A 25,356-nucleotide genomic window follows, 5' to 3' on the forward strand; every position below is an offset into this window, starting at 1 on the left:
AATGAGAGAACCCGCGACCACCACTCCAGCGCTGCAACCATCCGCCCCTTCCCGCTGGTCTGTCTATATGGTGCGTACTGCCACCGGCCTGCTCTATACCGGGATCAGCACGGATCCGCTGCGCCGCCTGCGCCAGCACCAGAGTGGCAAGGGTGCTCGCGCCCTGCGCGGCAAGGGGCCACTGACGCTGGCGTGGCAACAGGAAGTCGGCGAGAAGGGGGCGGCTCTGCGCATCGAATATCGCCTCAAACAGCAGCCGAAATCCTTCAAGGAGCAGCTGATCCACAGCCCGGCACTCTGGCAGAGCTGGAGCCCCCAGTGGTTACCCGCAGCCACCCAGCCTTGAGGACGACAGGCAAAAAAAGGCCACTCGATGAGTGGCCGGAAAGGGGAAATCAGGGAACATCACACAACGTCTTGCACAACCTCAGGCGGGTTAGAGGTAGGTATTGGAACGCTTGCTGCGGTTGCTGATCAGCCAGCAAACCGCCAGCACCAGTAGCAACCAGGGGGCCAGCTTGATGATCAGAGCAAGCATGCCACCCAGCGCCCCAAGCAGCACGAACAGGCCGCTCACCAGCAACATGGCTACCAGGGTAAAACCGGTCAGTGCCATGACCAGCAGCACCACCAGCAATATGAAAAATTCCAGCATAACTTGCTCCTTATCAGTACCTTGTCTGCCGGCAGATCAACCCTTCGGTCAATCCAGCCAGCGCTTCAATTCATAACGGGGCGGCATCACCAGCACCGCCAGCAGATAGGCGGCCAGAGCCAGCGGCGGCATCAGGATCAGGGCGAGCAGCGCCACCACCCGCACCGTCACTCTGGATATCCCCAGCCGTTTGGCAATGCCGGCGCAGACGCCGGTCAGCTTGCGATGGACAAGATCCTTGGGCCAGGGAGTCATGGTTATGCCTCCACCTTCTGACCCTTGAGATGGGCCAGCTCGCGCTCTATCTCGTCATTGAGTTCCAGCTCGCGGAACTGGGCTTCCAGCGAGGGATTCTGCCCCAGAGTGGCTGCCTCCAGCTGGGCTTCCAGCTGATCGACCCGCCCCTGAAATCCTTCGAAGCGGGCCATCAGCTCATGCATACGCTGGTTGTCCACCTGAGCGCGGGCACGAATGCGGCTATGGGCGGTCTGCTCGCGCAGGGTCAGCAGTTTCTGCTTCTCCCGCGCCTCGGTCAGCTTGGCGGCCAACCGTTCGCTGTCGGCGGTAAGCTGGGCCAGCACTTCGGCCACCCGGGCCTTGTCCTGTTCCAGCTGTTCACATTTCCGAGCCTCGGCCAACTTCTCGGTCAGCGCGGCGCGGGCAAGATCCTCGCGCCCCTTCTGGATGGCGAGCTCGGCCTTGGCCGACCACTCCTGGATCTGCACCTGCAACGCCTGCTGATGGCGCTCCAGCTGTTTTTGCTCGGCGATGACGCGAGCTGCCTGGGTGCGCATATCGACCTGCACCTGCTCCATCTCCTCGACCATCAGGCGCAGCATCTTCTCCGGCTCTTCACTCTTGTCGAGCAGGCTGTGCAGGTTGGCATTGATTACGTCGGTCAGGCGGCTGAATACGCTCATGGTCTGGCTCCTTGTTGATGGGATGGCTATCTCTTCCCATAGCATTACAAGAGCCGTGCCAAGAAAAATTATTGTTGTTTTACATATAGATGGGAATTTACTGAGGAAATTCAAGAAGGATTTATTGGTGAAAATAGCCAACCAGGTGGTGATTTTCACCAACAAAAAAGGGAGCCTCAAGCTCCCTTGTCGATTCGTCTGCGCTATCCGTCAGGCGGCGTGGCTGTGGCCCAGCTTGCTGTCCAGTTCGGCCAGCTTGGCCTCCATCCGGGCGCGGCAGGTATCGGAGAGATCGCGAATGCCGCTGGCACCGTGCTCCTTGCTGCAGACCGGCGCCATCACTTCCACCAGCACTTCGCCGTTGTCCCAGCGATTGAGGTCGACCTGACCGAAGTAGCTGGAGCAGACGATGGGCACCACGGGCACTTCAGCCTGTACCGCAGTGTGGAAAGCACCTGCCTTGAACGGCAGCAGGCCACGCCCCTGGGAGCGGGTCCCTTCCGGGAACATCCAGATGGAGGTGCCACGGTTCTTGATGCGATCCACCACCTGACCTATGGTGCCGATGGCACGGGAGCGGTTGGAGCGGTCGATCAGCACGTTGCCGGAGAGCCAGAAGATAAGGCCGAACAGCGGCAGCCAGAGCAGGCTCTTCTTGCCTACAGCCACCACACCGGGCTGCACAGCACCGGTCACGGTGAAGATGTCGAAGTTGCTCTGGTGGTTGCAGACGTAGACCGCCGGGCCGACCGATTTGACCTCGTCGGCCACCGTCACCTTGACTCGCAGCCCGATCAGCGGACAGACCGCGTGATACATGCGGGCGAAAACATAGACGTTGTTGGGATGGCGCGGACGAACCAGACAGAGCAGCAGGCCGAACAGGAACCAGAAAATGAGCAGCAGACCAAGCAGCAGCACACGGGCAATTTTGAGCATCGAACACCTCGAGTTTTAACTCGGCGCAGTATACTGATCCCCCTTTTAGCGAACAAGCGTTCGCCAAACAGAACCGACCACCCTCCCCGTCGCGCCACCCACAGTACTGCTCATCAATACACCGCCGACTTGCCCCACCCGTCATTGGTCGTTAGGATGGCCCCATCTTGATGGACGGGGCGAACATGATGTTGCAACAACGGGTAGCGAAACATCTCCTGCTGCTGGTCTGCCTGCTGGTGCTCAATTGTGCGGCCCAGCCGCTGGCCCGGCTTGCCCTGCTCGATCACGCCCTCAGCTGTCAGGTACTGCCCGTTCCAGGCTCGGCAACGGATCAAGAGGATGCCAAACCGGCCAGCCCGCAACCCACCAGCTGCCAGCTCAACGGCAAGTGGCTAAGCGCCGCCACCCTGCTCTGCGTCGAACAGCTCTTCTTTGCCGTGGCCGTGCTGATCGCCCTGCTGGCCCCCCTTTGGCGCTACACACCGCCACTGCCCCCTCCCAGAGTCATCTCGCCGCCCGAGCGGCGTCTGCACCTCACCCTGTGCGTCTGGCGGGAATGAGTTCGACAGCGTTCTTTCGTTAGCTGTCACTCAATTTTTGCGAGACCAAAAAGATGTCGAATCTCTTCAAGGCGGCCCTGCTACTGGGCGGTCTGCTGTGGCAATCCATGGGATTGGCCAGCGACACGGGCTGGCTCACCAGCCCACAGAATGATCACGCCCGAGTACGGCTGCAGGCCGACCGCGGCACGGCAGATCAGACCCGCATCCTGCTCGATGTCGAGCTGGAGTCAGGCTGGAAAACCTACTGGCATAGTCCGGGAGAAGGGGGGATTGCCCCCCAGATCCTTTGGGATGAGCCGGTCGGTGACTTTCAGTGGCGCTGGCCGGTGCCACGCCACTTCGAGGTAGCCGGGCTCAGCACCCAGGGTTATCAGGGGGACGTGACCTTCCCTCTGAGCTTCAACCATCCCGCCGGGCAACCGCTCAAGGGGACTCTACGCCTCTCCACCTGTAGCAATGTCTGCATCCTGACCGACTTCCCCTTCACCCTCGCGCTGGATAGCGCCGCCCCGGCCGACTTCGATTTTGCCTGGGCGAAGGCGATGAGCACCCTGCCCCAGCAATTGCCTGCCGACACCCGGGTCGAGCTCGGTTATCAGCACAACCAGCTGCAACTGCGCGCCGAGCGGGCAGAGGGCTGGCAATCACCAGCGCTCTTTATCGACGCTCTGGAGGGGGCCGAGTTTGGCAAACCGGCGCTTGAGGTAGAGGGCAACACCCTGATCGCCCGGGTGCCGGTGAGCGATGGCTGGCAGGGGGATGCGCCGGATCTGCGCGGCCAATCCCTCGGCTTGCTGCTCACCAGTGGCGAACAGGCATGGCAGGGTAAGGAGACGATCGGCGCGCCGCTCGCACTGCCCAACCAGAGCCATTCGCTGTTCTGGTTGCTGGGAGCAGCGCTGCTCGGCGGCCTGATCCTCAACCTGATGCCCTGCGTGCTGCCGGTGCTGGCGCTCAAGCTGGGAACTGTGTTGCAACATCAGAAGCGTGAACAGGGAGCGGTGCGCAAGCAGTTCCTCGCCGCCAGCGCCGGGATCATCGCCTCCTTCTGGGTGCTGGCGGCCATGAGCAGCCTGCTACGCGCCACGCAAGGGGCCGTTGGCTGGGGCATCCAGTTCCAGAGCGCCGGTTTTATCGGCTTGATGGTGCTGGTCACCCTGCTGTTTTGCGCCAACCTGTTGGGGCTGTTCGAGATCCGCCTGCCCAGCGCCCTCAGCACCCGCCTCACCACCAGCGGCGGCAACGGCCTCGGCGGTCACTTCCTGCAGGGGAGCTTCGCCACTCTGCTGGCGACCCCCTGCTCGGCACCCTTTCTCGGCACTGCAGTGGCCTTTGCGCTGGCGGCACCGCTCGGCCAGCTCTGGCTGATCTTCACGGCATTGGGGATTGGCATGAGCCTGCCCTGGCTGCTGGTGGCGGCCCTGCCACGACTCGCCCTCTGGCTGCCGAAACCGGGACGCTGGATGAACCATCTGCGCATCCTGCTCGGCCTGATGATGCTGGGCTCCAGCCTCTGGCTCACCAGCCTGCTCGACAACCATCTCGGCACTTATGCCACCGGCTGGCTGATGGTTGCCATGCTGCTGGCACTGCTGATTGGCATCATCTGGCGTTACGGCATCCGCGGCTTCACACTGGCGATCGCCCTTACCGCCCTGATTGGCAGCCCCTTGCTGCTGAGCGGCGCCTTTAGCACGCAGGGCTCGGCCAGTGTTGACAAGGTGGTCTGGCAGCCGCTCTCCGAACGCGCCATCACAGATGCGCTGGCCCAGAACAAGCGGGTCTTTATCGATGTCACCGCCGACTGGTGCGTCACCTGCAAGGCCAACAAATACAACGTGTTGCTGCGCGATGAGGTACAACAGGCCCTCTCTGCCCCCGATGTGGTGGCCCTGCGCGGCGACTGGAGCAAACCGAGCGACGCCATCGCCGCCTTCCTGCGTAAGCGGGGCGCGGCGGCCGTCCCCTTCAACCAGATTTACGGCCCGGAGTTGCCGCAAGGGGCCACACTGTCACCCCTGCTCGATAAGGACGATCTGCTGACCACATTGCACAAGGCTGGCCTGCTTCAGGCTGGCACCACCCGATTTTAAGGAGCAACCATGAAACCGACTCTTAGCGCCCTGACCCTGCTGGCCTCCCTTTCCGCAACCCTGCTGGCTCCGGCCCTGCACGCAGCCCCCTTCACCCCGGAGCAGGAGGCGCGCATCAAGGAGCTGATCCGCGAGACCCTGATCGCCAACCCCAAGATCCTCGACGAGGCCGCCGAATCCTGGGAGAAACAGAACGCGGCAGCCCAGGAGGCGCAGCTTGGCAACTTCATCAAGGGCAACAAGGATGTGCTGTTCAACAGCGCCACCAGCCCGCGCCTCGGCGCCAAGAACCCCAAGCTGACGCTGGTGCTGTTCACCGACTACAACTGCCCCTACTGCAAGCAGTTCGATCCCCAGCTGACCAAGCTGCTCAAGGCCTATCCGGACGATCTGGGGCTGGTGATCAAGCTGCTGCCGTTCAAGGGGCAGACCTCCGCCAAGGCGGCCCAATACAGCCTGACCCTGTGGCAGCAAGATCCCGCCCGCTTCCTCACCCTGCACGACAAGCTGATGAGCAAGCAGGGGATGCTGACCGAGGCGGACATCAACAAGGCGCTGGCCGCCACCGGCAACACCGCGCTCAAACCGGCCGCCAAGGCGACCGAAGAGCTGCGCAACAGCCTGCGCATCGGCACCATTCTGGGGGTACAGGGCACTCCGGCGACCCTGATTGGCAACCAGCTGGTGCCAGGCGCCATCCCCTATGAGGAGCTGGAGCAACTGGTGAAGGCCGAACTGGCCAAGCAGGGGTAAGGGATGACCACCAATCCTCAACCCCGCTGGCGCCGCTGGGGCAAGGAGGCGCTCTGGCTGCTGCTGATGGCGCTGATCATCTCGACCCTGCTGGATCTGTGGCGCAGCCCGACTCTGCCAGAGGGGGCGATGAGCGCCCCCGTCACTCTGCAGGATGGCACCAGTACGGATCTCGCTACCTTAAGCCAGGGCAAGCCGCTGCTGGTCTACTACTGGGCCAGCTGGTGCGGTGTCTGCCGTTTCACCACCCCGGCCGTGCAGCAGCTCTGGCAAGAGGGGGAAAACGTGCTGACGGTGGCGCTGCGCTCCGGCAATTCGGAGCAACTTGGCAAAGGGATGAGCAAGAAGGGGCTCACCTTCCCGACCCACAACGACGAGTCGGGGGAGCTGGCCGCCAAGTGGCAGGTGGGGGTCACCCCGACTTTCCTCGTCATCAGGGATGGGACGCTTGTGAGCAGCACCACCGGCTGGAGCTCGAAGTGGGGCCTGCAGCTGCGGCTCTGGTGGGCGTCGCTCTAGCCACACAACAACATTGCCTTCAACAGGGCCATCCCACCGGATGGCCCTTTTTTATGCCGACATCAGGCGGGGAGCGGCATCCCGCGCACCTGAGCCAGCAGGGCGGTCACCGCCGCCGAGCGCAACGCATCGGGGGCGTAGCAGAGCCCCACCCGCCGCTTGAAGGAAGAGGCCGCCAGCTCGGCGACTGTACAACCGGGCGGACAAAGCGAACGGGGCAACCAGGCGATCCCAGCACCGGCGGCCACCATGGTCGCCGCCAGTCGCAGCGACCCCGCCCGCCGTGGATAGAGGGGCGCCTGATTGCCGAGGATGGCGATCAGCCGCAGGTGGGAGTCGTGACGCGGGCAGGTGACCCACGGCTCGTCCGCCAGCGCTGCCGGGGTGAGCGTCCCCTTGCCCGCCAGCGGGTGATCCGGCGGCAGCACCAGCACGAACTCCTCCTCCAGCAGGGGGATAAAGAGCTCGTCGCCACAACGCAGGGATTCACACCCCAGCCGCACATCGCCACAACAGCCCTCCTCCAGGGTCAGCAGGATCTCCTCGTGGGCGAGCGCCCCTTGCACCAGCGCCCCCACCACGCCATCACCCAGATCAGCCTCAATTCCCACCGTCAGCTCGAGGCAGGGGGAGGTTTCACGAAACTCGCGGGCGAGGGAGTCGGTGTCGGCGATCAACCGCTTGGCGCGGGGATAGAGCCGGTGCGCCGCTTCGGTTCCCTCCACCCCGCGCGCCTGCCGCACAAACAGGGTCACCCCCAGCTCATCCTCCAGCGTCTTGATGGTGGTGGAGAGGGTGGGCTGGGTAATGAAGAGGCGAGTGGCCGCCGCCGTGATATTGCGCTCCTCGAAGACAGCCACAAACGCACGCAGGGTTCGCACATCCATAGAATTCACCTATACCAGACAGTCATAAAAGCCATTTTTCACGGCGACACTGGGCAAATATAGTGGCTTACCTGCCACAAGGCATCCCAATTTTCTATATCAGCGTCTATCAACACCGTCAGGAGCCATCATGCGCCATCTCTCTGTCATCGGCCTCGGGGCCATGGGCTCCGCCCTCGCCACTACCCTGCTCAAGGCGGGCCATCCGGTCACCGTCTGGAATCGCAGCGCCGCCAAGGCGGCCCCGCTGCAAGCGCTGGGTGCGACACTCGCCCCCTCGGTTGGCGCGGCCATCGCCGCAAGCGATATCACCCTTGTCTGCGTCGATAACTACACCGTCAGCCAGCACCTGCTGGACGAAGCGAGCGACGCCGTGGCGGGCAAGCTGCTGGTGCAGCTCTCCACCGGCAGTCCGCAGGGGGCCAGAGCGCTGGAGAACTGGAGCCACGCCCGCGGCGCCCGTTATCTCGATGGCGCCATCCTCTGCTTCCCGGATCAGATCGGCACCACTGATGCCAGCATCATCTGCTCGGGGGCCAGCGCTGCCTTTAGCGAGGCCGAGCCGGTGCTGCGCCTGCTCGCCCCTACCCTCGACCATGTGGCCGAGGCGGTAGGCGCCGCCGCGGCGCAAGATTGTGCCGTCGCCGCCTACTTTGCCGGTGGCCTGCTCGGTGCCCTGCACGGCGCGCTGATCTGCGAGGCGGAAGGGTTGCCGGTAGCCAGGGTGTGCGCCCAGTTCAGCGAGCTCTCGCCCATTCTCGGTGGCGATGTGGCCCACCTTGGCAAGACGCTGGCGAGCGGCGATTTCGATCACCCCTACGCCAGCCTGAAAACCTGGAGCGCCGCCATCAGCCGCCTCGCCGGTCATGCCACCGATGCCGGGATAGACAGCCGCTTCCCGCGCTTTGCCGCCGATCTGTTTGAGGAAGGGGTGGCGCAAGGATTTGGTCAGCAGGAGGTATCGGCCCTCATCAAGGTGCTGCGGGCTCGCAACGGAGCGGCACAATGAACGAGCTGACCAACCACACCCCAATTGCACTGGTCACCGGCGCCGCTGGCGGGATTGGCCGCCAACTCTGCATCGGGCTGGCCGAGGCAGGTTATCGGGTGATCGCCACCGATCTGGCTCCTCACGCTTTCGACCATCCCGAGATCCACTTTCACCCGCTCGATCTGCGGGACGAGCAGGCCATCGCGCGGCTCTTTACCGAGGTGCGCGAGCAGCATGGCGGCATCCATCTGCTGATCAACAACGGCGCCATCAGCAAGTTCCACACCCGCTTCGAGGAGCTGAGCGCAGCCCAATTCGATCAGGTGATGACGGTCAATGTGCGCGGCGCCATGCTCTGCGCCCGCGCCTTTGTGCAGGCCAACCGCGGGTTGCCCTATGGCCGCATCATCAATATTGCCTCCACCCGCTGGCAGCAGAACGAACCGGGTTGGGATGCCTACGGCGCCTCCAAGGGGGCACTGGTCGCCCTCACCCAGTCCCTCGCCAACTCGCTGGCCGACTACCCCGTCACGGTCAATGCCATCAGTCCGGGCTGGATCCAGGCGGAGGATTACCACACCCTGACCGAGGCAGATCATCGCCAGCATCCGAGCGGCCGGGTCGGTCGCCCCGACGACATCACCCGCGCCTGCCTCTTTCTGGCCGATCCTCGCAACGACTTTATCAACGGTACCAATCTGGTGGTCGATGGCGGGATGAGCAAGAAGATGATCTACCACACCTCCGCCTCCTTCTGGGAGGAGTGACCTCTGCGGCGGCAGCCCGATTTGCGCTGCCGCCGCCATCTCGCCTCAAGCTCACCCTGCCCGTTTTTTCATCGCTTCTGCCCCGCCGCCCTTGCACTGGCCAGACCGACTGGCAACAATAGGCACTCAACTGACCCCTCTTCATCTAGCCCGTTAATTGATCGCCCAACTCATCGCGTTGGCGGGCTGTTTCCGTTAAAATGACGGGTTTTTGCCGTGCCTGGTTTGCCAATCCCCGCCATCAGGCACTCGCAGCGTGAATCCTATGATGCCAGTGATGCAGGATCTGCCATGAACAACTACTTTCGGGTGCTGGGCGTCAAGTCCAACGCCAGCGAAAACGACATCAAGAAAGCCTATCGTCGGCTGTCAAACCAGTACCACCCCGACAAGCTGCACGGGGCCAGTGAAGAAGAGAAAGAGCAGGCAGCCATCAAGCTGCACCAGGTAAAGCAGGCCTATGAAGTGCTGTCCGATCCGAAACAGCGGGCCGCCTTTATCAAGGATTTCAACAACGTCATCGTGACCGACCCCGCCTCCGCCATGCAGGAGATGTGGGATCAGTTCTACCCCTGAAACAGCAGGCAGAAAGAGCAACTATGCAAAAGAGATGGGACCAGGCGCGGCTCAAGTCGCTGCAAAGCGATGCCAGCGAAAACATCGAATCCTACCGGGATCAGGACGACCCCAAGGGGCTGGAACAGTTCACCGACCAGATGAAGAGCCTGCTGCTGGCCGATATGAGCATGCTGGAGTTTATGCCCGAGTATCTGCCGCTGGCCCTCTATGGCCGGGTGCAGTTCCCGGCCAAGGCCAAGTCGCAGTGGAACAAGTGGCTCGCCAGCGGGGAGCAGCCAAGCTGGGACGAGTTCAAGGTGAGCGTCGGCTTCAACAACGCCGCCCTGCCGCTGGTCAAGGCGGTGCGGGCCCAGAGCGAAGATCAGCTGATGGAAGCCTGCGCCGTGTTGTTCCTGCTCGACAACCCGCTGCCGCGCGGCAGCCACCGTGCCGACGACGACTATGAGCTGCGCGACGAAGAAGATGAAGACGGGGAAGATGCCGACGCCGACTACCACGGCGGCAGTGACCGCTATGGTGATGACGACGGCGATCAGGATATGTACGACGAAGTCCGTTTCTAATTGGGGCAAGGCATGAGCAACAGTCTGATAGAAATTACCGCCATCGAGATCAAAGAGCTGGCCGTTATCGAGCCGAAGCAGGCCAGCGAGAAGTTCGAGCTGATCGCCAAGACCATGTCTGACGACCAGCTGGCAGAAGTGATTGAAAACATTGATATCGTTACCCTGACCCAGATTAACGGCCAGCACGACATCTCCTTCCCCTCCATCATCTCCGAGCTGATGACCCCGGAGCGGATCCGCGACATCGTCTGCCAGCAGCCGCTCTACTGGGAAGAGGCGATCAAGAACAACGCCGACGAGCTGCAACAGCACACCTTCGACTTCCTCAACTACCTGATCCGCACCCAGGATAGCGAAGCCAAGCAGCGGGAGATCCTCGAGTGCGTGGCCGAAGATCCGGCCGGTCTCTTCTACCTCGCCATCCCCTTTATCGAGTTCTATCGCGGCGATCGCTATGAAGAGGACGAAGGCTATCGCGACGTGCTGCACGCCGAAGAGGAAGATCTCGAAGAGTCCTTGCGCTACAGCGAGCGCCAGCAGAGCGAGGATGTCCACGACTACGCGCTGGATGACCCGCGCAGCCTCTTGATGCTCATTCGCGAGCTGGCCCCCGAGGTGGAGAAAGCCATCAAGGCGCTGCTGCGCAACGAGCACTCAACCTGGGACGGCATCATCAACAAGTTTGCCGCCGAGCTGGTGATGCAGGCCAAAGAGAAGAACAAGGTCGAGGAAGACGAGTACGGTGACGTCGACGACATGTTCAGCTTTCTGGATTAAGGAGCCCATTCATGCAGTTAGTCATTCGCGATGCCAACCAGGGCCCCTTTCTGACCCAGGTACTGCGCTTTGGCCGCGACAACGAACTCTTGAGTCAGCAACAGCTCGCCGCCATCAAGGGCAAGGCGGTGCTGATGAGCCTCAAATTCGCCGACAAGTACTACAACAAGTACAAGATGCACCTGCTGGAGCAGGCCGCCCACGACGTCATCGGCGTGGTGAGCCTCGGCCTGCAGGAGCTCTCGGCGCGGGATCCGGCCAAGGCGCTGGCGCTGCTGCAGGCGCCGGAAGGCCCCATCAAGCCGTTCCAGAAGGGCTGGTCGATGCTCATTACCGTCAGCCCCAAGCAGGCTGGCAACAGCCTCTACGGTGACGTGGATGCCCGCCTGCTGGACAAGATCTCGAGCCCGCCCGATGTGGAGGAGTGGCAAGGGTGGCAGGAGTATGAGAAGGCGCTGACCGAGCACAACAAGAGCCGCCTGATGGAGCTCATCGACCAGCACTTCTTCGCCTGCGAGAGCGACCACCCCACCATGGAGGACAAGCTGGCCGAAGCGCTGCTCTACCGCATCCTCTGCGGCAAGGGCAGTGGCGCCGCCCCGCTCAAGGTGAAGCAGGATCTCAAGCGCAAGCTGGCGCGGGAGATTGAGCTCGACGAGAGCTGGTATGACACCGACTACCTCGCCGCCCAGCTCGCCCTGATGCTGAGCGCGCTGCCCGCCGACATGGCCGCCGCCCTGCGTCAGGAGCTGAGCCCGGGCTTTGTGCCCAACCTGCTGCACACCCTCGGCTTTGTGCGCCAGTACCAGCTGCTGCAAAAAGAGAACGCCTCGCCGGAGAAGCTCGACAACATCGAGATGCGCGCCGGTCTCAAGCACCCGCTGCTTGGCTGGCCGCTCTACCACGACTTCTAAGGCCGCTTTCACCGCCCATCAGTCGCACCACAACGCCCGGCCCGCCGGGCGTTGTTCTATCCTCCCCTCACCCTCTCGACAGCAAAGAGAGAACACACGCAAGTCACCCTGAGGCTACCCCTTCTCTTACCGATATTTATTCACTCAATGCCCAAGGATGAATAAACAACCTGCGATACAACGGCTTGGCGCCAGCTGCGTTTCGGGACAACAAAGTGGGACATAGATCCCGCCACAGCGCCATAATCGGCACTAAATAGCCGACTGGCTCACATCAACCGTGCCGCAATCGCGTGGTAAGCCGAGCTACAACCATGACTAAATCACGCATAAAAAGGCGGAATAGATCAATAAAAAGCAATTAATCGCGCCGGATTAAATTTCAGGTATGGCTATTTGTACCGCTTGGCCGCTAAATGACAGACCGGCCTTCAGACCAGCATGGAAGCGCACAAGGCTAGCCGGCAGCAGACCGGTACGCTCTCAGGATGAGTTGTGATTTTCTCTTCTCACAGGAGACAGACCGTGAGCGCTTCGACACCACACCCTCATCACGCCGCCGTCCCACCCGGCTCAGGCGCCCTGTTCTTTATCCAGACCTTCTCGACCCTGGGGTTTGCCGTGCTCTACTCCACGCTGGTGCTCTACGCCACCAAGCGGCTCGGCTTCAGTGAATCCCAGGCCAACGCCATGATGGGGGTCTTCGGGGCCTTCAACTATGGCCTGCACCTGTTTGGCGGTTATCTAGGCGGGCGCTACCTCAGCAACCGCAACCTGTTCGTGATGGGGATGGTGCTGCAGGTGATCGGCTGCTACTTCATCGCCGAGATGGGGATCACCGGCCTCTACTGGGGGCTCGCCATGTTCCTTACCGGCAGCGGCCTCAACGTCACCTGCCTCAACATGATGCTGACCCAGCGCTTCGCCCCGGATGATCACCGCCGCGAGAGCGCCTTCCTGTGGAACTACGCCGGGATGAATCTGGGCTTCTTTATCGGCTTCACGGTGGCGGGCTACTTCCAGCTCACCGAGGATTACCGCACCCTGTTCCTGTTTGCGACGCTGGGCAACATCATCGCCATCATCGCCACCTTCGCCTGCTGGCCCATTCTGGCGGATATCAGCACCCCACTGCGCCATGTCAAAGGGAGCGGCTTCTACCGCCGCATGCTGGCCGGGATCGCCATTCTGGCCATGCTGGTGCCGGCGCTGCGCCTGCTGCTGACCCACGCCAGCTTCAGCGGCAGCTTTGTGCTGACCCTGGGGGCCGTGGTGCTGGTGCTGCTCAGCGTAATGACCGCCCGCCACCCGGACGCCGCCGAGCGCAGCCGCATGGTGGCCTACCAGATCCTCGCCCTCGGCTCCCTCATCTTCTGGTCGCTCTACCAGCTGGCGCCCATGGGGCTGATGCTCTTCTCCGAGCACAACATCAACCTCAACGTGTTCGGGCTGCGGGTTGCTCCCCAGTGGATCCAGAACATCAACACCCTCGTCATCGTCATCGGTGGCCCGCTGATGGCGCTGCTGTTCAAGCGACTGCGCGAACAGGGCTGGAATATCGACATCCCTTCCCAGTTTGCCGCCTCGCTGTTTTGCATGGGGCTCGGCATGCTGGTGCTGCCGATCGGCATCCATCTGGCGGGGGCTGACGGGCTGGTCGCCTTCAAGTGGATCGCCATCAGCTATGTGCTGCAGAGCTTTGGCGAGCTGCTGATCTCCCCCATCGGCTACGCCATGATTGGCAAGCTGGCCCCCGCCAGCCTGCAAGGCTTGATGATGGGCTGCTGGATGATGGTGACCGGCGTTGCCTCGGTGCTGGCGGGCTATGTCTCCGGCGCCATGCCGCAAAATATCGGCAGCACCCCGGTCGCCACCAACCCGGGTTACAGCTCGGTATTCAATATGCTGGGCTGGGGCTCGCTGGCGGGCGGCTTGGTGTTGCTACTGCTGGTGCCCCGCCTGCGCCAGCTGATCGCCTCGAAAATTGCCCCACCACCGGCAGCGACCGCCATTCCTGTTTAATCGGGTTCGGGCCAGCCATTTTATTGGCCCCTGCCAGTGCGACGGTTGAATCAGCAACGCGGCTGATAATGCAAAGGGCCCCGCCATCATGGATGGCGGGGCCCTTCTTGTTTGGTGGGATGGATGACCCACGTCTGGCTGGCGAGCCCCCGTTTAGGCTTCGTCAATCAAGCCTATGTCCCCACAGGTCTCGTTTCTCAAACATCCGATTTTGGGGTTCCCAAACGCAGCAGCTTGAGCAATCGATATAGAAAAAGTGGCTGAATAATCGTCAACACTATGGTTAGCCAAGCCAATAGAGTTATGTTGCCAAGGTGACCATCGACATTTGTTAAAATCATCGAAGAGACGACGGCAGCCGAGCCACTGAATATATGTTGAAAAACATTTTGCAATGACATGAATCCCGCCCTTTCCCAAGGCGCTGCCACTTGACTATTAACAGCAGCTACGGTGATCGTTCGGGTTGATGTAACCACCATGAATAACGTGAAAATCACTATGGTCGGCAACCAAGGCTCATGCAAAAAACCATCCCAAACAACCGCTATCGTCAATGCCCCCATCAAAATCGTCACTTTCATTGCGCCGAAACGGTCAATAAATAATCCGCCAAGCTGCATTGAAAACAGGCTAAAAATGCCACCCATGACATAGTACTGACTCATATCGCCGCGAGGGACATCAAGGTTAAATTGAAAATAAGCAGCTATGTTGGGAACAATAAGGAAGGTGCTGAAAATTGCCAACCCAATTGCCATAAACGCATTCAACACCACAGGTCGCTTCAACATTTCAATGGATGAAAAAGCCTTCTGGTTCAACCCCAAGTGGGCCGTCATTCCAGGCAGCCTTGTATATACCGCCACGCAGACACACAATCCCAAGCCACCTAAAACATAGAAAGGTGCACTCCATCCTTTTAACATTGCCAGCTCCAATCCCAACGGCACACCGGCAATCGCTGACAACGAAAACGCCCCCATCACGATGGCCATCGCTCGGCCACGTTGCTGTACAGGCGTGGCATCCACAACGAGCGCCAGAGCAATGGATGTTGCTGGACCGGCAAACATACCGGCCAGCAAGCGGGTAAAGAATAAACTTTCCATATCCCATGCCAAAGCGCAGGCCCAAGTGGATAGGGTGATACCCAACAATGTGATCAGTGCAACATGCTTTCTATCAAATCGGTCGAGATATCTGGCACATAACAACGATGATAGTGCGGCTGCCAGTGCATACCCGCCTCCTAAATATCCTATATAGGTTGGACTTATATTTAGTGCACGAGATAAATCAGGCCCAAGCGGCATAATCATCATGAAATCAAGCGCACTGACCAATTGAATCAATGCCGCCAACCAGACAACGTTAAAATCCATAACCGAACGATTATTGTGAGTTCTTTCACCCATATTATTTTCATCTAGTATCATAGTGTTTACTCTCAATCTTTAGAGATAAAAACTATACCCACTATCACATTTTAATTTTATTCGTTAAAATGGCATAGATTGTTATCAGATTAGGGATAATCAATGCGTACCGGCATGGAATTGAATGCGCTGAAGATTTTCATTGCAGTGGTTGAAAACAGCAGTTTTGTCGGGGCATCTAAAACCCTTCAAATCCCCACCTCAAATGTGAGCCGCAGTATTTCTCAATTGGAAGAAGCCTTGAACCTTCAACTGATTGAACGCTCAACCCGCCATATGAAGCTCACACAGTCAGGGCAACTGCTCTATACCCGAGTAAAACCACTGCTGGAATCACTGGAGCAAACCGAGGCTGAATTGACATCACAGCAGATTCAGCTGAAAGGGCCATTACGCATCTGCATCCCCAATGAGGCTGGGCCAAAACTGCTCGGTACTGCCATTGCCGACTTTGCCTGCCAACATCCTGAAATAACGATCAGCTGCATTACCAATCTCTCCGGACTTGAATCATTAAGAGAGGATTTGGATATGGCAATCATCATTCACAGAGGTAAGATGGATGATTGCGATTACATAGCCAGCCATTTGACCACCATTCCTTGTACTGTTGTTGGCTCCCCTTCATTGATCCAGAAGTGGGGACTTCCCAACCACACATCACAACTCAAAACTCTTCCATGCATAACAACGGTGAGCGCACTGAAAGGGATGCCTTGGCAATTTACTCGCACGAGCAGTGAATTTTCCACCATCCAGGTGAATGAACACTACCGGGTCAATAGTGGCGAACTGGCATTAAAAGCAGCAATAGCCGGTGTAGGGTTTGCCATTCTTGCCAAGGTATCTTGCCAAGAGTTTATTGATGATGGCAGGTTAGTTGAAATTGAACTTGAGTTACCCGCCGCCCCATTGCAGTTGTTTGCTGTTTATGCGAACCGCCAATATCTTCCTGCTAAAACACGCGTATTTCTTGAGTTTATACGACAAAATATTATGAGCTATCAGTAGCTAAAACCGGCAAAGCCTCAACAGGTCAGACTGACTTTCAAGATATCAAAAAGGTGAGCTTACCAGATTTTATCATTCGCAAAAGTTTGATTGCGCTTCGCCAATCAAAACTATGGCCCATACATACAAATAAATTAGTTTTCAAGCCAACGATTTAACAAATTAACAGTGAACATAACAGATAATGAACAAATCAATACTTTATTTAATTCACTAACACCAAAGTAATTAGCAGTCATACCAGCAAGGAGACCAGAGATAATAACACCCACCATTCGTAAAATATTTTTCATTCAGTCATCTCATATGTATTATTTTTTGGAACACGACTAATATCACAGCGGATCCCAAACCTTTCATTTGAGAAAAAAAGTGTATCAAATGAGAACCCCTCGCTCAACAACTTATTGATAACTATTCTCACCAAAGTACCACTAAGATGGCTGAGACCGATTACTATGCGACCAGAGTGTAGGGTCGATTAGCGAAGCGTAATCGTCCACACCGCAATCTCGGTGGCGATGGACATAGAGAAGAGATCAGCTGGCGCACCGGCAAAATTGTGGCAACCCCTTTTCGCGATCGTCTGATTACGCTTCGCTAATCAGACCTACAACTCTGTCACCCACATATGCAGTATTAACCTGACCAAGTGGAGAAAAATCAACCGGAGTGGATTTTGATGATGTACTTGGGTCATAAGATACAGCACAACCACTCATAAGTGATGTTAACACCATAAAAAATAGAAATTTCTTCATATTAGACTCACTGATTTTAATTACAAAACAAAAAAAATAACACATTTGTCAATTTAGGTGTGTAATAAAGATCATTTTTTTGCCAGAAACGGCCATAAAATGGCAATCATTAATACCTGCAATATAAATGATATAAGTCACAGAATATCATCTCTCAACTCTGATAATATTGCTAAAGCCAACCAAACACATAAACCCAGCTTAAGTGAGTTTACTATTTATGAAAAAAACGATGATTATATTATTCTCAAGCATCCTTCTACTAATTCCCCCAGCCTATGCCAAAAACTGTAAAAAGGGGCAGCCATGTGGAAACTCATGTATTTCATGGAGTAAAACTTGCCATAAAAACACCTATACCTACTCATCTCCGATAGAAAATCAGGAAAAAATCAAAAAACCTGCATCTGCATCTGCGAAGGTATTGGTAAGGTATGTTATCCCTAAAAAATTGAACGTGCGTACATCACCAACTATCAAAGCTAATATAAATACATCTCTTTCTAAAGGGGACTTTGTTTTATTGCACCATCAAGAAAATCAGTGGGCATATATTAGCAAGAGTGGCGTATATGGATGGGTCAGCAAAAAATATCTCTCTTCATCTCCCGTGAAATAATTTATATTAAACAGGAAGGGCGCTTTCGCGCCCTTCTATATTAATTATCCTTCCTGATTTTCCCCAGCTACCTGTTCGGCACCGGCGGCGGGTTCAATCTCGATACGATCAACCCGCTGCAAACCGCGGGGCAACTTGGCGCCACGGCGACCGCGCTCGCCGCGGTAGTAATCGAGATCAGAGGGTTTCAAGGTCAGCTTGCGCTTGCCGGCAAACAGGGTGACCGACTGGCCCTGCGGGATGACGGCTGCCATCACCACAAACTCCTCTCTCGCCTTCACGCGCGCCGACGGAATGCTGATCAGCTTGTTGCCCTTGCCCTTGCCGAGTACCGGCAGGGTGTTGAGCGGGAACAGCAGCATGCGCCCTTCGTTGGAGATGGCCATGCAGAGATCGGTCTCCGGCGAGCCGATCTTCTGGGGTGCCATCACCTGCCCCCCTTCCGGCACGGTGAGCAGCGCCTTGCCGTTCTTGTTCTTGCCGATGAGGTCGTCATAGGTGCAGACAAAGCCGTAACCGGCATCGCTAGCGATCAGGTAGGGCTCGCCTTCGTTGCCCATCACCAGATGACGCACCTCTTCCCCAGCCCCCAGCGCAAAGCGGCCAGTGAGCGGTTCGCCCTGACTGCGCGCGGATGGCAAGGTGTGAGATTCGAGGGCGTAGGTTCGGCCCAACGTGGAGAGGAACACCGCCTGCTGGTTGCTGCGGCCACAGGCGTGGGCCAGATAGCTGTCCCCCGCCTTGTAGGAGAGCCCCTCGACATCCACGTCGTGGCCCTTGGCGGCGCGCACCCACCCCTTGTCGGAGAGGATGACGGTGACCGGTTCGCTGGGAATAAGCTCTTTCTCGGTCAGCGCCACGGCGGTGGCACGCTCCACCAGCGGGGTGCGGCGATCGTCGCCGTACTTCTCGGCATCGGCCAGCAGCTCTTTCTTGAGCAGGGTGTTGAGGCGACGCTCGGAGCCCAGGATCAGCTCCAGCTTGTCGCGCTCTTCGGCCAGTTCGCTCTGTTCGGCGCGCAGCTTGAACTCTTCGAGCTTGGCCAGATGGCGCAGTTTCAGCTCGAGGATCGCTTCGGCCTGGGTCTCGGTAATGTTGAAGCGCTCCACCATCACCTTGCCCGGCTCATCCTCGGTGCGGATGATCTCGATCACCTCGTCGATGTTGAGATAGGCGATCAGCAAGCCTTCGAGGATGTGCAGGCGAGCCAGCACCTTGTCGAGGCGGAACTGCAGACGGCGACGCACGGTCTCGCGGCGGAACTGGATCCACTCGCTGAGGATGGTCTTGAGGCACTTCACCTGCGGCCGGTTGTCGAGGCCGAGGATGTTGAGGTTGACCCGGTAGTTCTTCTCCAGATCCGTGGTGGCGAACAAGTGGGCCATCAGCCCCTCCACATCCACCCGGTTGGAGCGCGGCACGATCACCAGACGGGTCGGGTTCTCGTGGTCAGATTCATCGCGCAGGTCGGTGACCATCGGCAGCTTTTTCGCCACCATCTGGGCGGCGATCTGCTCCATGATCTTGGCGCCGGAAGCCTGATGGGGCAGCGCGGTGATGACGATGTCGCCATCCTCCTCGCTCCAGACCGCCCGCTGCTTGATGGAGCCCTTGCCGGTCTCGTAGATTTTGCGGATATCGTCGCGCGGGGTGATGATCTCGGCGTTGGTCGGGTAGTCCGGCCCCTGAATGTGCTGCATCAACACATCCAGCCCCGCATTGGGGTTGTCGAGCAGCTCGGCACAGGCGTAGGCCACTTCCCGCGCGTTGTGGGGCGGGATGTCGGTCGCCATGCCCACCGCGATACCGGTCACCCCGTTGAGCAGGATGTGCGGCAGACGGGCAGGCAGCACCACCGGCTCCTTCATGGTGCCATCAAAGTTCGGCGTCCACTCCACCGTGCCCTGACCGAGCTCTGAGAGCAGCAGCTCGGAGAAGCGCGACAGCCGCGCTTCGGTATAACGCATGGCGGCGAAGGATTTGGGATCGTCCGGCGCACCCCAGTTGCCCTGACCATCCACCAGCGGGTATCGGTAGGAGAAGGGCTGGGCCATCAGCACCATGGCTTCATAACAGGCGCTGTCACCGTGGGGGTGGTACTTACCCAGCACGTCACCCACGGTACGGGCGGATTTCTTGTGCTTGGAGAGGGCCGACAACCCCAACTCGCTCATGGCGTAGATGATGCGCCGCTGCACCGGTTTGAGGCCATCGCCAATATGCGGCAAGGCCCGATCCATGATGACGTACATGGAGTAGTTCAAGTAAGCCTGTTCGGTAAAGGTGCGCATTGGCTGGCGCTCTACCCCGTCCAGACTGAGCTCGATAGCATCACTCATGTGATTTTCTCTTTCGGTTCGGGAGCCGCCACAGGGCGACTCCGGCTAAATGCTTGCTGGCCCTGTGCGGGCCAGCCGACGGCTTAAATGATGGCGAGGTTGCCCTTCTCTTCGAGCCACTCACGGCGATCGCTCGCCCGCTTCTTGGCCAGCAGCATGTCCATCAGCTGCAGGGTCTCATCAGCCGCATCCCCTTCGCTCTCTCCTGCCGGCTCCATGGTGAGCTGCACCAGACGACGGGTGTTGGGATCCATGGTGGTTTCCCGCAGCTGTTTCGGGTTCATCTCACCCAGACCCTTGAATCGGGTCACCATCACCTTGCCTTTCTTCTTCTCGGCTTCGACCCGCTGCAGCACGCCGTTCTTCTCGTCCTCGTCGAGGGCGTAGTAGACCTCTTTACCGATATCGATCCGGTAGAGGGGCGGCATGGCGACGTAGACGTGACCCTTCTCCACCAGCGTGCGGAAATGTTTCACGAACAGGGCGCAGAGCAGGGTGGCGATGTGCAGACCGTCCGAGTCCGCATCCGCGAGGATGCACACCTTGCCGTAGCGCAAGCCGCTGAGATCCTCGGAGTCGGGATCGAGCCCGATGGCGACCGAGATATCGTGAACTTCTTGCGAGGCGAGCACCTGACCGGCCTCCACCTCCCAGGTGTTCAGGATCTTGCCGCGCAGCGGCATGATGGCCTGAAACTCGCGATCCCGCGCCTGCTTGGCACTGCCGCCCGCGGAGTCACCCTCCACCAGGAACAGCTCCCCCTGCATGGGGTCGGCGCAGTTACAGTCGGTCAACTTGCCGGGCAGGGCCGGGCCCTGGGTAATCTTCTTTCGCACCACCGTCTTGGCGGCGCGCATCCGGCGCTGGGCGCTGCTGATACAGATCTCGGCGATCTGCTCTGCCAGCTCGGTGTTGCTGTTCAGGTAGAGGCTGAAGGCATCCTTCACCACGCCAGAGACGAACGCCGAGCTCTGGCGGGAGGAGAGGCGCTCCTTGGTCTGACCGGCGAACTGCGGATCCTGCATCTTGATGGAGAGGATGTAGGCGCAGCGATCCCAGATATCTTCCGGGGTCAGCTTGACCCCCCGCGGCAACAGGTTGCGGAACTCGCAGAACTCGCGCATGGCATCGAGCAAGCCCTGACGCAGGCCGTTGACGTGAGTACCGCCCTGCGCGGTGGGAATGAGGTTCACATAGGATTCGGCGAGGCATTCGCCCCCTTCCGGCAACCAGCAGAGCGCCCAGTCCACCGCCGACTGTTCGGAGCTGAACGAGCCGATAAAGGGCTGCTCCGGCAGGCAGGTGAACTGCTTGACCGCATCGACCAGATAATCCTTGAGGCCATCTTCGTAGCACCACTCCAGCTTGATGCCGGTGTTCTTGTCGAGGAACTTGATGGTGAGGCCGGGGCAGAGCACGGCCTTGGCTTTGAGCAGGTGCTCCAGCTTGGTGACCGAGAATTTGGGCGAATCGAAGTAGCTCGCCTGCGGCCAGAAGCGCACCCGGGTGCCGGTGTTGCGACGGCCGCAGGTGCCGGTGATGGTCAGCTCCTGCACCTTCTCGCCACGCTCGAAGGCGATGTCGTAGACCTGACCGTCGCGGCGCACCGTCACCTCGACCCGATCGGAGAGGGCGTTTACGACCGAAATACCCACCCCGTGCAGACCGCCGGAGAACTGGTAGTTCTTGTTGGAGAATTTGCCGCCCGCGTGCAGCTTGCAGAGGATCAGCTCCACCCCGCTGACGCCCTCTTCCGGGTGGATATCGACCGGCATGCCGCGGCCGTCGTCGATCACTTCGAGGGACTGGTCTTCATGCAGGATCACCTCCAGATTGCGGGCGTGACCTGCCAGCGCTTCATCGACGCTGTTGTCGATGACCTCCTGGCCGAGGTGGTTGGGCCGGGTGGTGTCGGTATACATGCCGGGGCGGCGACGCACCGGCTCAAGGCCATTGAGGACCTCAATGGCATCCGCATTGTATTGAGTAGACATGGAGGGCCTTGCGAATTGACGTTTGGGGAGAATCTTACTCGTTGGGAGGGTATTGGACAAACTTGGCTGCGGGAAAGGGTGATCCGGAGGGGATTGTGCCCCTCCGGAGCCTGTTTCAACTCCCCTCGGCGGGGCCCGACAGCGCCTGTTGCAGCTGGGAGAGCGAACTTTGCAGCCGCCACACCATGCCTGCCAGCTCTCGCGCCGTGCCATCGCCATGGTTGGCCAGCCCCTGACTGATCCGCTGCAGCTCGGCCAGCGTGCGGTCGAGGGAGGCGTGCTGCACCCCCTGCTCGGTGAGGATCCCCTTCAGGCTGCGGATACAGTTGTCGCGCACCAGATAGAGGGGGTGCTCGTCACCGCGCCACTGGCGCAGCTGCCAGACGATATGGCTGCAGTTGAGCAGCACCACGCCCCAGCGCAGCACCCAGAGGCGGGCGGTCTGATCCTGACTCTGACCGAGCTGGCTGATGCAGTGGTAGATGAGCGACTCGAACTGGCTCTCGCTCTGGCGCGGGGCCGGCTCCAGCTGATCCATGAAGTGGCGGCGCAGGGAGCGGATGAGGCGGCGACTCTTGCGCCGATCCGAGCTGGGTCGCAGCAGCTGAAACGCCAGCGCGGCGCTCATCACCCCCAGCATCTGGGCGAGGCTGCTGTTGATGAACTGCTGATAGTCGTAGCTGGGCGGATTGGTGATGGCGAGAAACGAGCCGAGCAGCACGATCATCTGGCCCCAGAGGCCCGCCTGCCGTACCTGCTGCTGTTTGCAGAGCTGCATGGTGAGCAGCGCCGGAAAGAGCAAGAGGCAGAAGACCCAGAAGTCGTCGATGCGGATCATCAGGCCAAACTTGACCGCAAAGCAGATGAGGCTGAGCAGCAGGATCGCCCTGAGCATGGTGTTGGCCCCCTGAGCCGGGGCCGGGGTCGCCGAGTAGAGCACGCAGCAGATGGAGAGCATGGTGAGCGCCGAGCTGCCCGCATCCCACTGACTGTTGATCCAGAAGGTGCAGCCGAGCAGCACGCAGAGAAAAGTCCGCCCGCCGTTGTAGGCAGCCTCCAGCGTGTCGGTATGGCTGGTGAGAGAGGTGTGACGGGGCGGCGCCGGCCACTCCTGATCGTCGTAGCGGGTCAACCGGTCGAGCCAGCGCTGACACTCCAGATAGCTCCAGCAGAAGTGGCGCAGCCGCAGCAAAAAGGTGCGCAGTCGATAATCATGCTCGCCGGTCGGCATCAGGGGAGCCAGCAACCTCGCGACCCGATACTTGTCGCACCCCGGCTTGCCAAGCTCGGTCAGCAGGGGGGCGAGCAGCGCCTGAATGCCTTCCGGTTGTTCCGGCCAGTTGTGCAGCATGCGGCGCTGGCTGGAGATAAGGCTGATGAGCCGCAGCTGGCGATGGAGCAGGAAGTTGAGCAGCCGGTTGTGGCGCCGCAGCCGGTGATGGCTCCAGACCGCCTGAATGCGCAGCACGTTCATGGTGAGGATCTGGCCGATCAGCCCTTCGTGGGAGCTACGCACCTCGGGCGTCATCTCCCCCAGCCAGAGCAGCTGGGCATGCTCCAGCAGGCGGGCTTGGCTCTTGCGCAGGGATTCCAGCAGGGTTTCGCTATCCGAGGTGCTGGGCAGGATCATCATCATCAGACCGCCGCAAAGGATACCGATGATCACCTCGCTCACCCGCGCCTGGGCAATATCGAAGATATGGTGGGGATCCGCCACATTGACGCAGGAGAAGGCGATGATGGCGGCTGTGTAACCACCGAGGGCAAAAGCGTAGGAGACGTTGTTCTGATAGTGGTTGGATATGTAGGTACACAAGCCCAGCCAGAGGGCGATAAGGAAGCTGAACAGCCAGGGATCGCTGATGCCAAGACCGGTGATCACCACCGCCGCCATCGCCCCCATCAGGCTGCCAACCACCCGTCCCAGACTCTTGCTGATCACTCCGCCCACGGTGGGAAAACTCACCACGGCGGCCGAGCTCATCGCCCAGTAGGGGGAGTCGAGCTGCAGCACGAAGGCCAGCCAGAGCGACAGGCACATGGCCAGCGCATTGCGCAGGGCATAACGCCACTGCCCCCCTGTCGCCCTCCCCCAGGGGGTGCGCAGCCAGAACGACTCGCTCACCCTACTCGCCAATAGTGATGGTGCAGGTGGTGCCGGCGATCAGCGTCACGTCAGCCGGCACATCCAGCAGCTTGATCCGCACCGGCACCCGCTGGGCCAGCCGCACCCAGGGCACGTTGGGTTTGACGTCTATCAGCAGACCGTTGCCGCCATCGACGCTCTGATCGTGGATGGCGCGCCCTATACTCTCCACCTCGCCGCGCAACCGCTGCTCACCGCTGTAGAGCACCACTTCGGCCGGTTTGCCCGGCGCTATGTGGCCGAGCTTGGTCTCTTCAAAATAACCCTGCACATAGAAGGAGTGAGTATCCACCAGCGCCACCAGCGGCACGCCGGCGCTGGCATAGTTGCCGACCCGGGTCTGCAGGTTGGTGATGTACCCATCGCTCGCCGCATGCACCCGGGTCTTGGCCAACGACCACTCCGCCTTCTCCAGATTGGCCTGTGCCACCTGATAGGCCGCCTGCATCGCCTGGGCATTGAGGCGCGCTTCGTCCATCGTCTCGGCGGAGATGACACTGCGCGACAGGCCGCTGCGGCGGTTCGCCTCGTGCTCGGCCTTGTCGAGATCCGATTTCGCCTTGGCCAGCGCCGCCCGGGCATTATCGAGGGCGATCCGGTAGGGCTCGGGGTCGAGCGTAAAGATCTCCTCCCCCGCCTTCACCAGCTGGTTGTCCTTCACCGCGATCTTGATGATCTTGCCCGACACCTCGGGGGTAATGCTGACCAGCTCGGCGCGCACCTTGCCATCCCGGGTCCATGGCCCCTGCATGTAGTAGTTCCACAGCCACCAGCCCGCCGCCAGCGCCAGCGCGCAGACCAGCAGGGTGGAGAAGTATTTGAGGGTGGCGAGAGGTGATTTAGCCATGTAACAGCATCCATAGAGCGCCGCTGACGGCGAGGATAAAGAGGGAGAGATCCATCAGCAGGGGATGCCAGACATCCCCGCCGTAGAGCCAGTCGCGCAGCAGATGGTGCACCGGCAGCCAGCAGAGCAGACCGAGCAGCACCGCCTTGAACAGCGGCGGAAAGAACAGAGAGGCACCCAGTACCAGATCCGGCAGCGCAGAAGGAGTTGTCACAAACGAGCTCCCTGTTGGCAGTGAAGTTCAGAAGAGTC

At 59.7% G+C, this 25,356-nt stretch carries 26 protein-coding genes; 14 read left to right on the forward strand and 12 right to left on the reverse strand.

What is annotated here, in order from left to right; genetic code table 11:
- The first annotated feature begins 1 nt into the window (after position 1).
- A complete protein-coding gene (locus tag AB5Y99_RS01695) occupies positions 2 to 346 on the forward strand; it encodes a GIY-YIG nuclease family protein (RefSeq protein WP_139443455.1) in 345 nt (114 codons plus the stop codon).
- Between the two features lie 90 nt (positions 347 to 436).
- Here AB5Y99_RS01695 and pspG read toward each other — a convergent pair whose 3' ends face one another.
- From pspG to AB5Y99_RS01715, 4 genes are all read right to left on the reverse strand, one after another.
- Positions 437 to 655, reverse strand: coding sequence for an envelope stress response protein PspG (pspG, locus tag AB5Y99_RS01700; RefSeq protein ID WP_005335871.1), 219 nt, complete (start codon positions 653 to 655; stop codon positions 437 to 439).
- A gap of 48 nt (positions 656 to 703) precedes the next feature.
- Positions 704 to 910: a PspC domain-containing protein gene (locus AB5Y99_RS01705; protein WP_279009783.1), complete on the reverse strand. Its 207-nt coding sequence runs from the start codon at positions 908 to 910 to the stop codon at positions 704 to 706.
- A gap of 2 nt (positions 911 to 912) precedes the next feature.
- Positions 913 to 1,575 (reverse strand): phage shock protein PspA, encoded by a 663-nt coding sequence (gene pspA / locus AB5Y99_RS01710; RefSeq protein ID WP_368208505.1) that lies wholly within the window; start codon positions 1,573 to 1,575, stop codon positions 913 to 915.
- Positions 1,576 to 1,785: 210 nt separating this feature from the next.
- Positions 1,786 to 2,514 (reverse strand): 1-acylglycerol-3-phosphate O-acyltransferase, encoded by a 729-nt coding sequence (locus AB5Y99_RS01715; RefSeq protein ID WP_019446682.1) that lies wholly within the window; start codon positions 2,512 to 2,514, stop codon positions 1,786 to 1,788.
- Between the two features lie 185 nt (positions 2,515 to 2,699).
- Here AB5Y99_RS01715 and AB5Y99_RS01720 point away from each other — a divergent pair, with 185 nt between their 5' ends.
- Genes AB5Y99_RS01720 through AB5Y99_RS01735 form a run of 4 tightly spaced genes read left to right on the forward strand, consistent with a single transcriptional unit; the run spans position 2,700 to position 6,445 of the window.
- A complete protein-coding gene (locus AB5Y99_RS01720; RefSeq protein ID WP_193861068.1) occupies positions 2,700 to 3,077 on the forward strand; it encodes a hypothetical protein in 378 nt (125 codons plus the stop codon).
- 53 nt (positions 3,078 to 3,130) lie between these two features.
- Complete coding sequence (locus tag AB5Y99_RS01725; RefSeq protein WP_368208507.1) at positions 3,131 to 5,173, forward strand: protein-disulfide reductase DsbD family protein; 2,043 nt, start codon at positions 3,131 to 3,133, stop codon at positions 5,171 to 5,173.
- A 9-nt stretch (positions 5,174 to 5,182) separates the two neighbouring features.
- Positions 5,183 to 5,926: a DsbA family protein gene (locus AB5Y99_RS01730; protein ID WP_005354886.1), complete on the forward strand. Its 744-nt coding sequence runs from the start codon at positions 5,183 to 5,185 to the stop codon at positions 5,924 to 5,926.
- A gap of 3 nt (positions 5,927 to 5,929) precedes the next feature.
- The gene (locus AB5Y99_RS01735) at positions 5,930 to 6,445 is read left to right on the forward strand and encodes a protein disulfide oxidoreductase (RefSeq protein ID WP_368208509.1); all 516 of its coding nucleotides are present in this window, start codon (positions 5,930 to 5,932) and stop codon (positions 6,443 to 6,445) included.
- Positions 6,446 to 6,507: 62 nt separating this feature from the next.
- On the opposite strand, the gene AB5Y99_RS01740 is transcribed toward AB5Y99_RS01735, so the two are convergent.
- Positions 6,508 to 7,332: a LysR family transcriptional regulator gene (locus AB5Y99_RS01740; RefSeq protein WP_368208511.1), complete on the reverse strand. Its 825-nt coding sequence runs from the start codon at positions 7,330 to 7,332 to the stop codon at positions 6,508 to 6,510.
- 130 nt (positions 7,333 to 7,462) lie between these two features.
- Between AB5Y99_RS01740 and AB5Y99_RS01745 the strand changes: the two genes are divergently transcribed.
- From AB5Y99_RS01745 to AB5Y99_RS01775, 7 genes are all read left to right on the forward strand, one after another.
- Positions 7,463 to 8,341 carry an NAD(P)-dependent oxidoreductase gene (locus AB5Y99_RS01745; protein ID WP_368208513.1) on the forward strand — a complete coding sequence of 293 codons (879 nt, stop codon included), beginning with the start codon at positions 7,463 to 7,465 and terminating at the stop codon, positions 8,339 to 8,341.
- Positions 8,338 to 9,090, forward strand: a complete 753-nt coding sequence (locus AB5Y99_RS01750; RefSeq protein ID WP_368208515.1) for an SDR family NAD(P)-dependent oxidoreductase — start codon at positions 8,338 to 8,340, stop codon at positions 9,088 to 9,090. Before AB5Y99_RS01745 ends, AB5Y99_RS01750 begins: the two co-directional genes overlap by 4 nt.
- A gap of 291 nt (positions 9,091 to 9,381) precedes the next feature.
- Positions 9,382 to 9,666, forward strand: a complete 285-nt coding sequence (locus AB5Y99_RS01755) for a DnaJ domain-containing protein (RefSeq protein WP_005343121.1) — start codon at positions 9,382 to 9,384, stop codon at positions 9,664 to 9,666.
- A gap of 23 nt (positions 9,667 to 9,689) precedes the next feature.
- Complete coding sequence (locus AB5Y99_RS01760; protein ID WP_005363079.1) at positions 9,690 to 10,232, forward strand: hypothetical protein; 543 nt, start codon at positions 9,690 to 9,692, stop codon at positions 10,230 to 10,232.
- 12 nt (positions 10,233 to 10,244) lie between these two features.
- On the forward strand, positions 10,245 to 11,012 hold the full coding sequence (locus AB5Y99_RS01765; protein WP_005335887.1) for a hypothetical protein: 768 nt from the start codon (positions 10,245 to 10,247) through the stop codon (positions 11,010 to 11,012).
- Between the two features lie 11 nt (positions 11,013 to 11,023).
- The gene (locus AB5Y99_RS01770) at positions 11,024 to 11,926 is read left to right on the forward strand and encodes a hypothetical protein (protein ID WP_013723446.1); all 903 of its coding nucleotides are present in this window, start codon (positions 11,024 to 11,026) and stop codon (positions 11,924 to 11,926) included.
- A gap of 525 nt (positions 11,927 to 12,451) precedes the next feature.
- Positions 12,452 to 13,948: a peptide MFS transporter gene (locus tag AB5Y99_RS01775; RefSeq protein ID WP_368208517.1), complete on the forward strand. Its 1,497-nt coding sequence runs from the start codon at positions 12,452 to 12,454 to the stop codon at positions 13,946 to 13,948.
- 197 nt (positions 13,949 to 14,145) lie between these two features.
- On the opposite strand, the gene AB5Y99_RS01780 is transcribed toward AB5Y99_RS01775, so the two are convergent.
- Positions 14,146 to 15,387, reverse strand: coding sequence for an MFS transporter (locus AB5Y99_RS01780; protein WP_368208518.1), 1,242 nt, complete (start codon positions 15,385 to 15,387; stop codon positions 14,146 to 14,148).
- Positions 15,388 to 15,489: 102 nt separating this feature from the next.
- On the opposite strand from AB5Y99_RS01780, the gene AB5Y99_RS01785 reads away from it, so the two are divergent.
- Complete coding sequence (locus AB5Y99_RS01785) at positions 15,490 to 16,398, forward strand: LysR family transcriptional regulator (protein ID WP_120415372.1); 909 nt, start codon at positions 15,490 to 15,492, stop codon at positions 16,396 to 16,398.
- A gap of 590 nt (positions 16,399 to 16,988) precedes the next feature.
- On the opposite strand, the gene AB5Y99_RS01790 is transcribed toward AB5Y99_RS01785, so the two are convergent.
- The gene (locus AB5Y99_RS01790; RefSeq protein WP_368208519.1) at positions 16,989 to 17,159 is read right to left on the reverse strand and encodes a hypothetical protein; all 171 of its coding nucleotides are present in this window, start codon (positions 17,157 to 17,159) and stop codon (positions 16,989 to 16,991) included.
- Between the two features lie 220 nt (positions 17,160 to 17,379).
- On the opposite strand from AB5Y99_RS01790, the gene AB5Y99_RS01795 reads away from it, so the two are divergent.
- On the forward strand, positions 17,380 to 17,778 hold the full coding sequence (locus AB5Y99_RS01795) for an SH3 domain-containing protein (protein ID WP_368208520.1): 399 nt from the start codon (positions 17,380 to 17,382) through the stop codon (positions 17,776 to 17,778).
- Between the two features lie 44 nt (positions 17,779 to 17,822).
- Here AB5Y99_RS01795 and parC read toward each other — a convergent pair whose 3' ends face one another.
- The 5 genes from parC to AB5Y99_RS01820 form a co-directional block, all read right to left on the reverse strand.
- Complete coding sequence (parC, locus tag AB5Y99_RS01800; protein WP_368208521.1) at positions 17,823 to 20,117, reverse strand: DNA topoisomerase IV subunit A; 2,295 nt, start codon at positions 20,115 to 20,117, stop codon at positions 17,823 to 17,825.
- 83 nt (positions 20,118 to 20,200) lie between these two features.
- Positions 20,201 to 22,111, reverse strand: a complete 1,911-nt coding sequence (parE, locus tag AB5Y99_RS01805; RefSeq protein ID WP_005335894.1) for a DNA topoisomerase IV subunit B — start codon at positions 22,109 to 22,111, stop codon at positions 20,201 to 20,203.
- Between the two features lie 115 nt (positions 22,112 to 22,226).
- Positions 22,227 to 24,236: an FUSC family protein gene (locus tag AB5Y99_RS01810; protein ID WP_368208522.1), complete on the reverse strand. Its 2,010-nt coding sequence runs from the start codon at positions 24,234 to 24,236 to the stop codon at positions 22,227 to 22,229.
- Position 24,237: 1 nt separating this feature from the next.
- Positions 24,238 to 25,104 (reverse strand): HlyD family secretion protein, encoded by an 867-nt coding sequence (locus tag AB5Y99_RS01815; protein WP_005343109.1) that lies wholly within the window; start codon positions 25,102 to 25,104, stop codon positions 24,238 to 24,240.
- Positions 25,097 to 25,339, reverse strand: coding sequence for a DUF1656 domain-containing protein (locus AB5Y99_RS01820; RefSeq protein WP_368208563.1), 243 nt, complete (start codon positions 25,337 to 25,339; stop codon positions 25,097 to 25,099). The genes AB5Y99_RS01815 and AB5Y99_RS01820 overlap by 8 nt, the downstream gene beginning before the upstream one ends.
- Positions 25,340 to 25,356: the final 17 nt, after the last annotated feature.

This window comes from Aeromonas sp. R4-2 (genome assembly GCF_040908295.1).
Taxonomy (GTDB): Bacteria; Pseudomonadota; Gammaproteobacteria; order Enterobacterales; family Aeromonadaceae; genus Aeromonas; species Aeromonas veronii.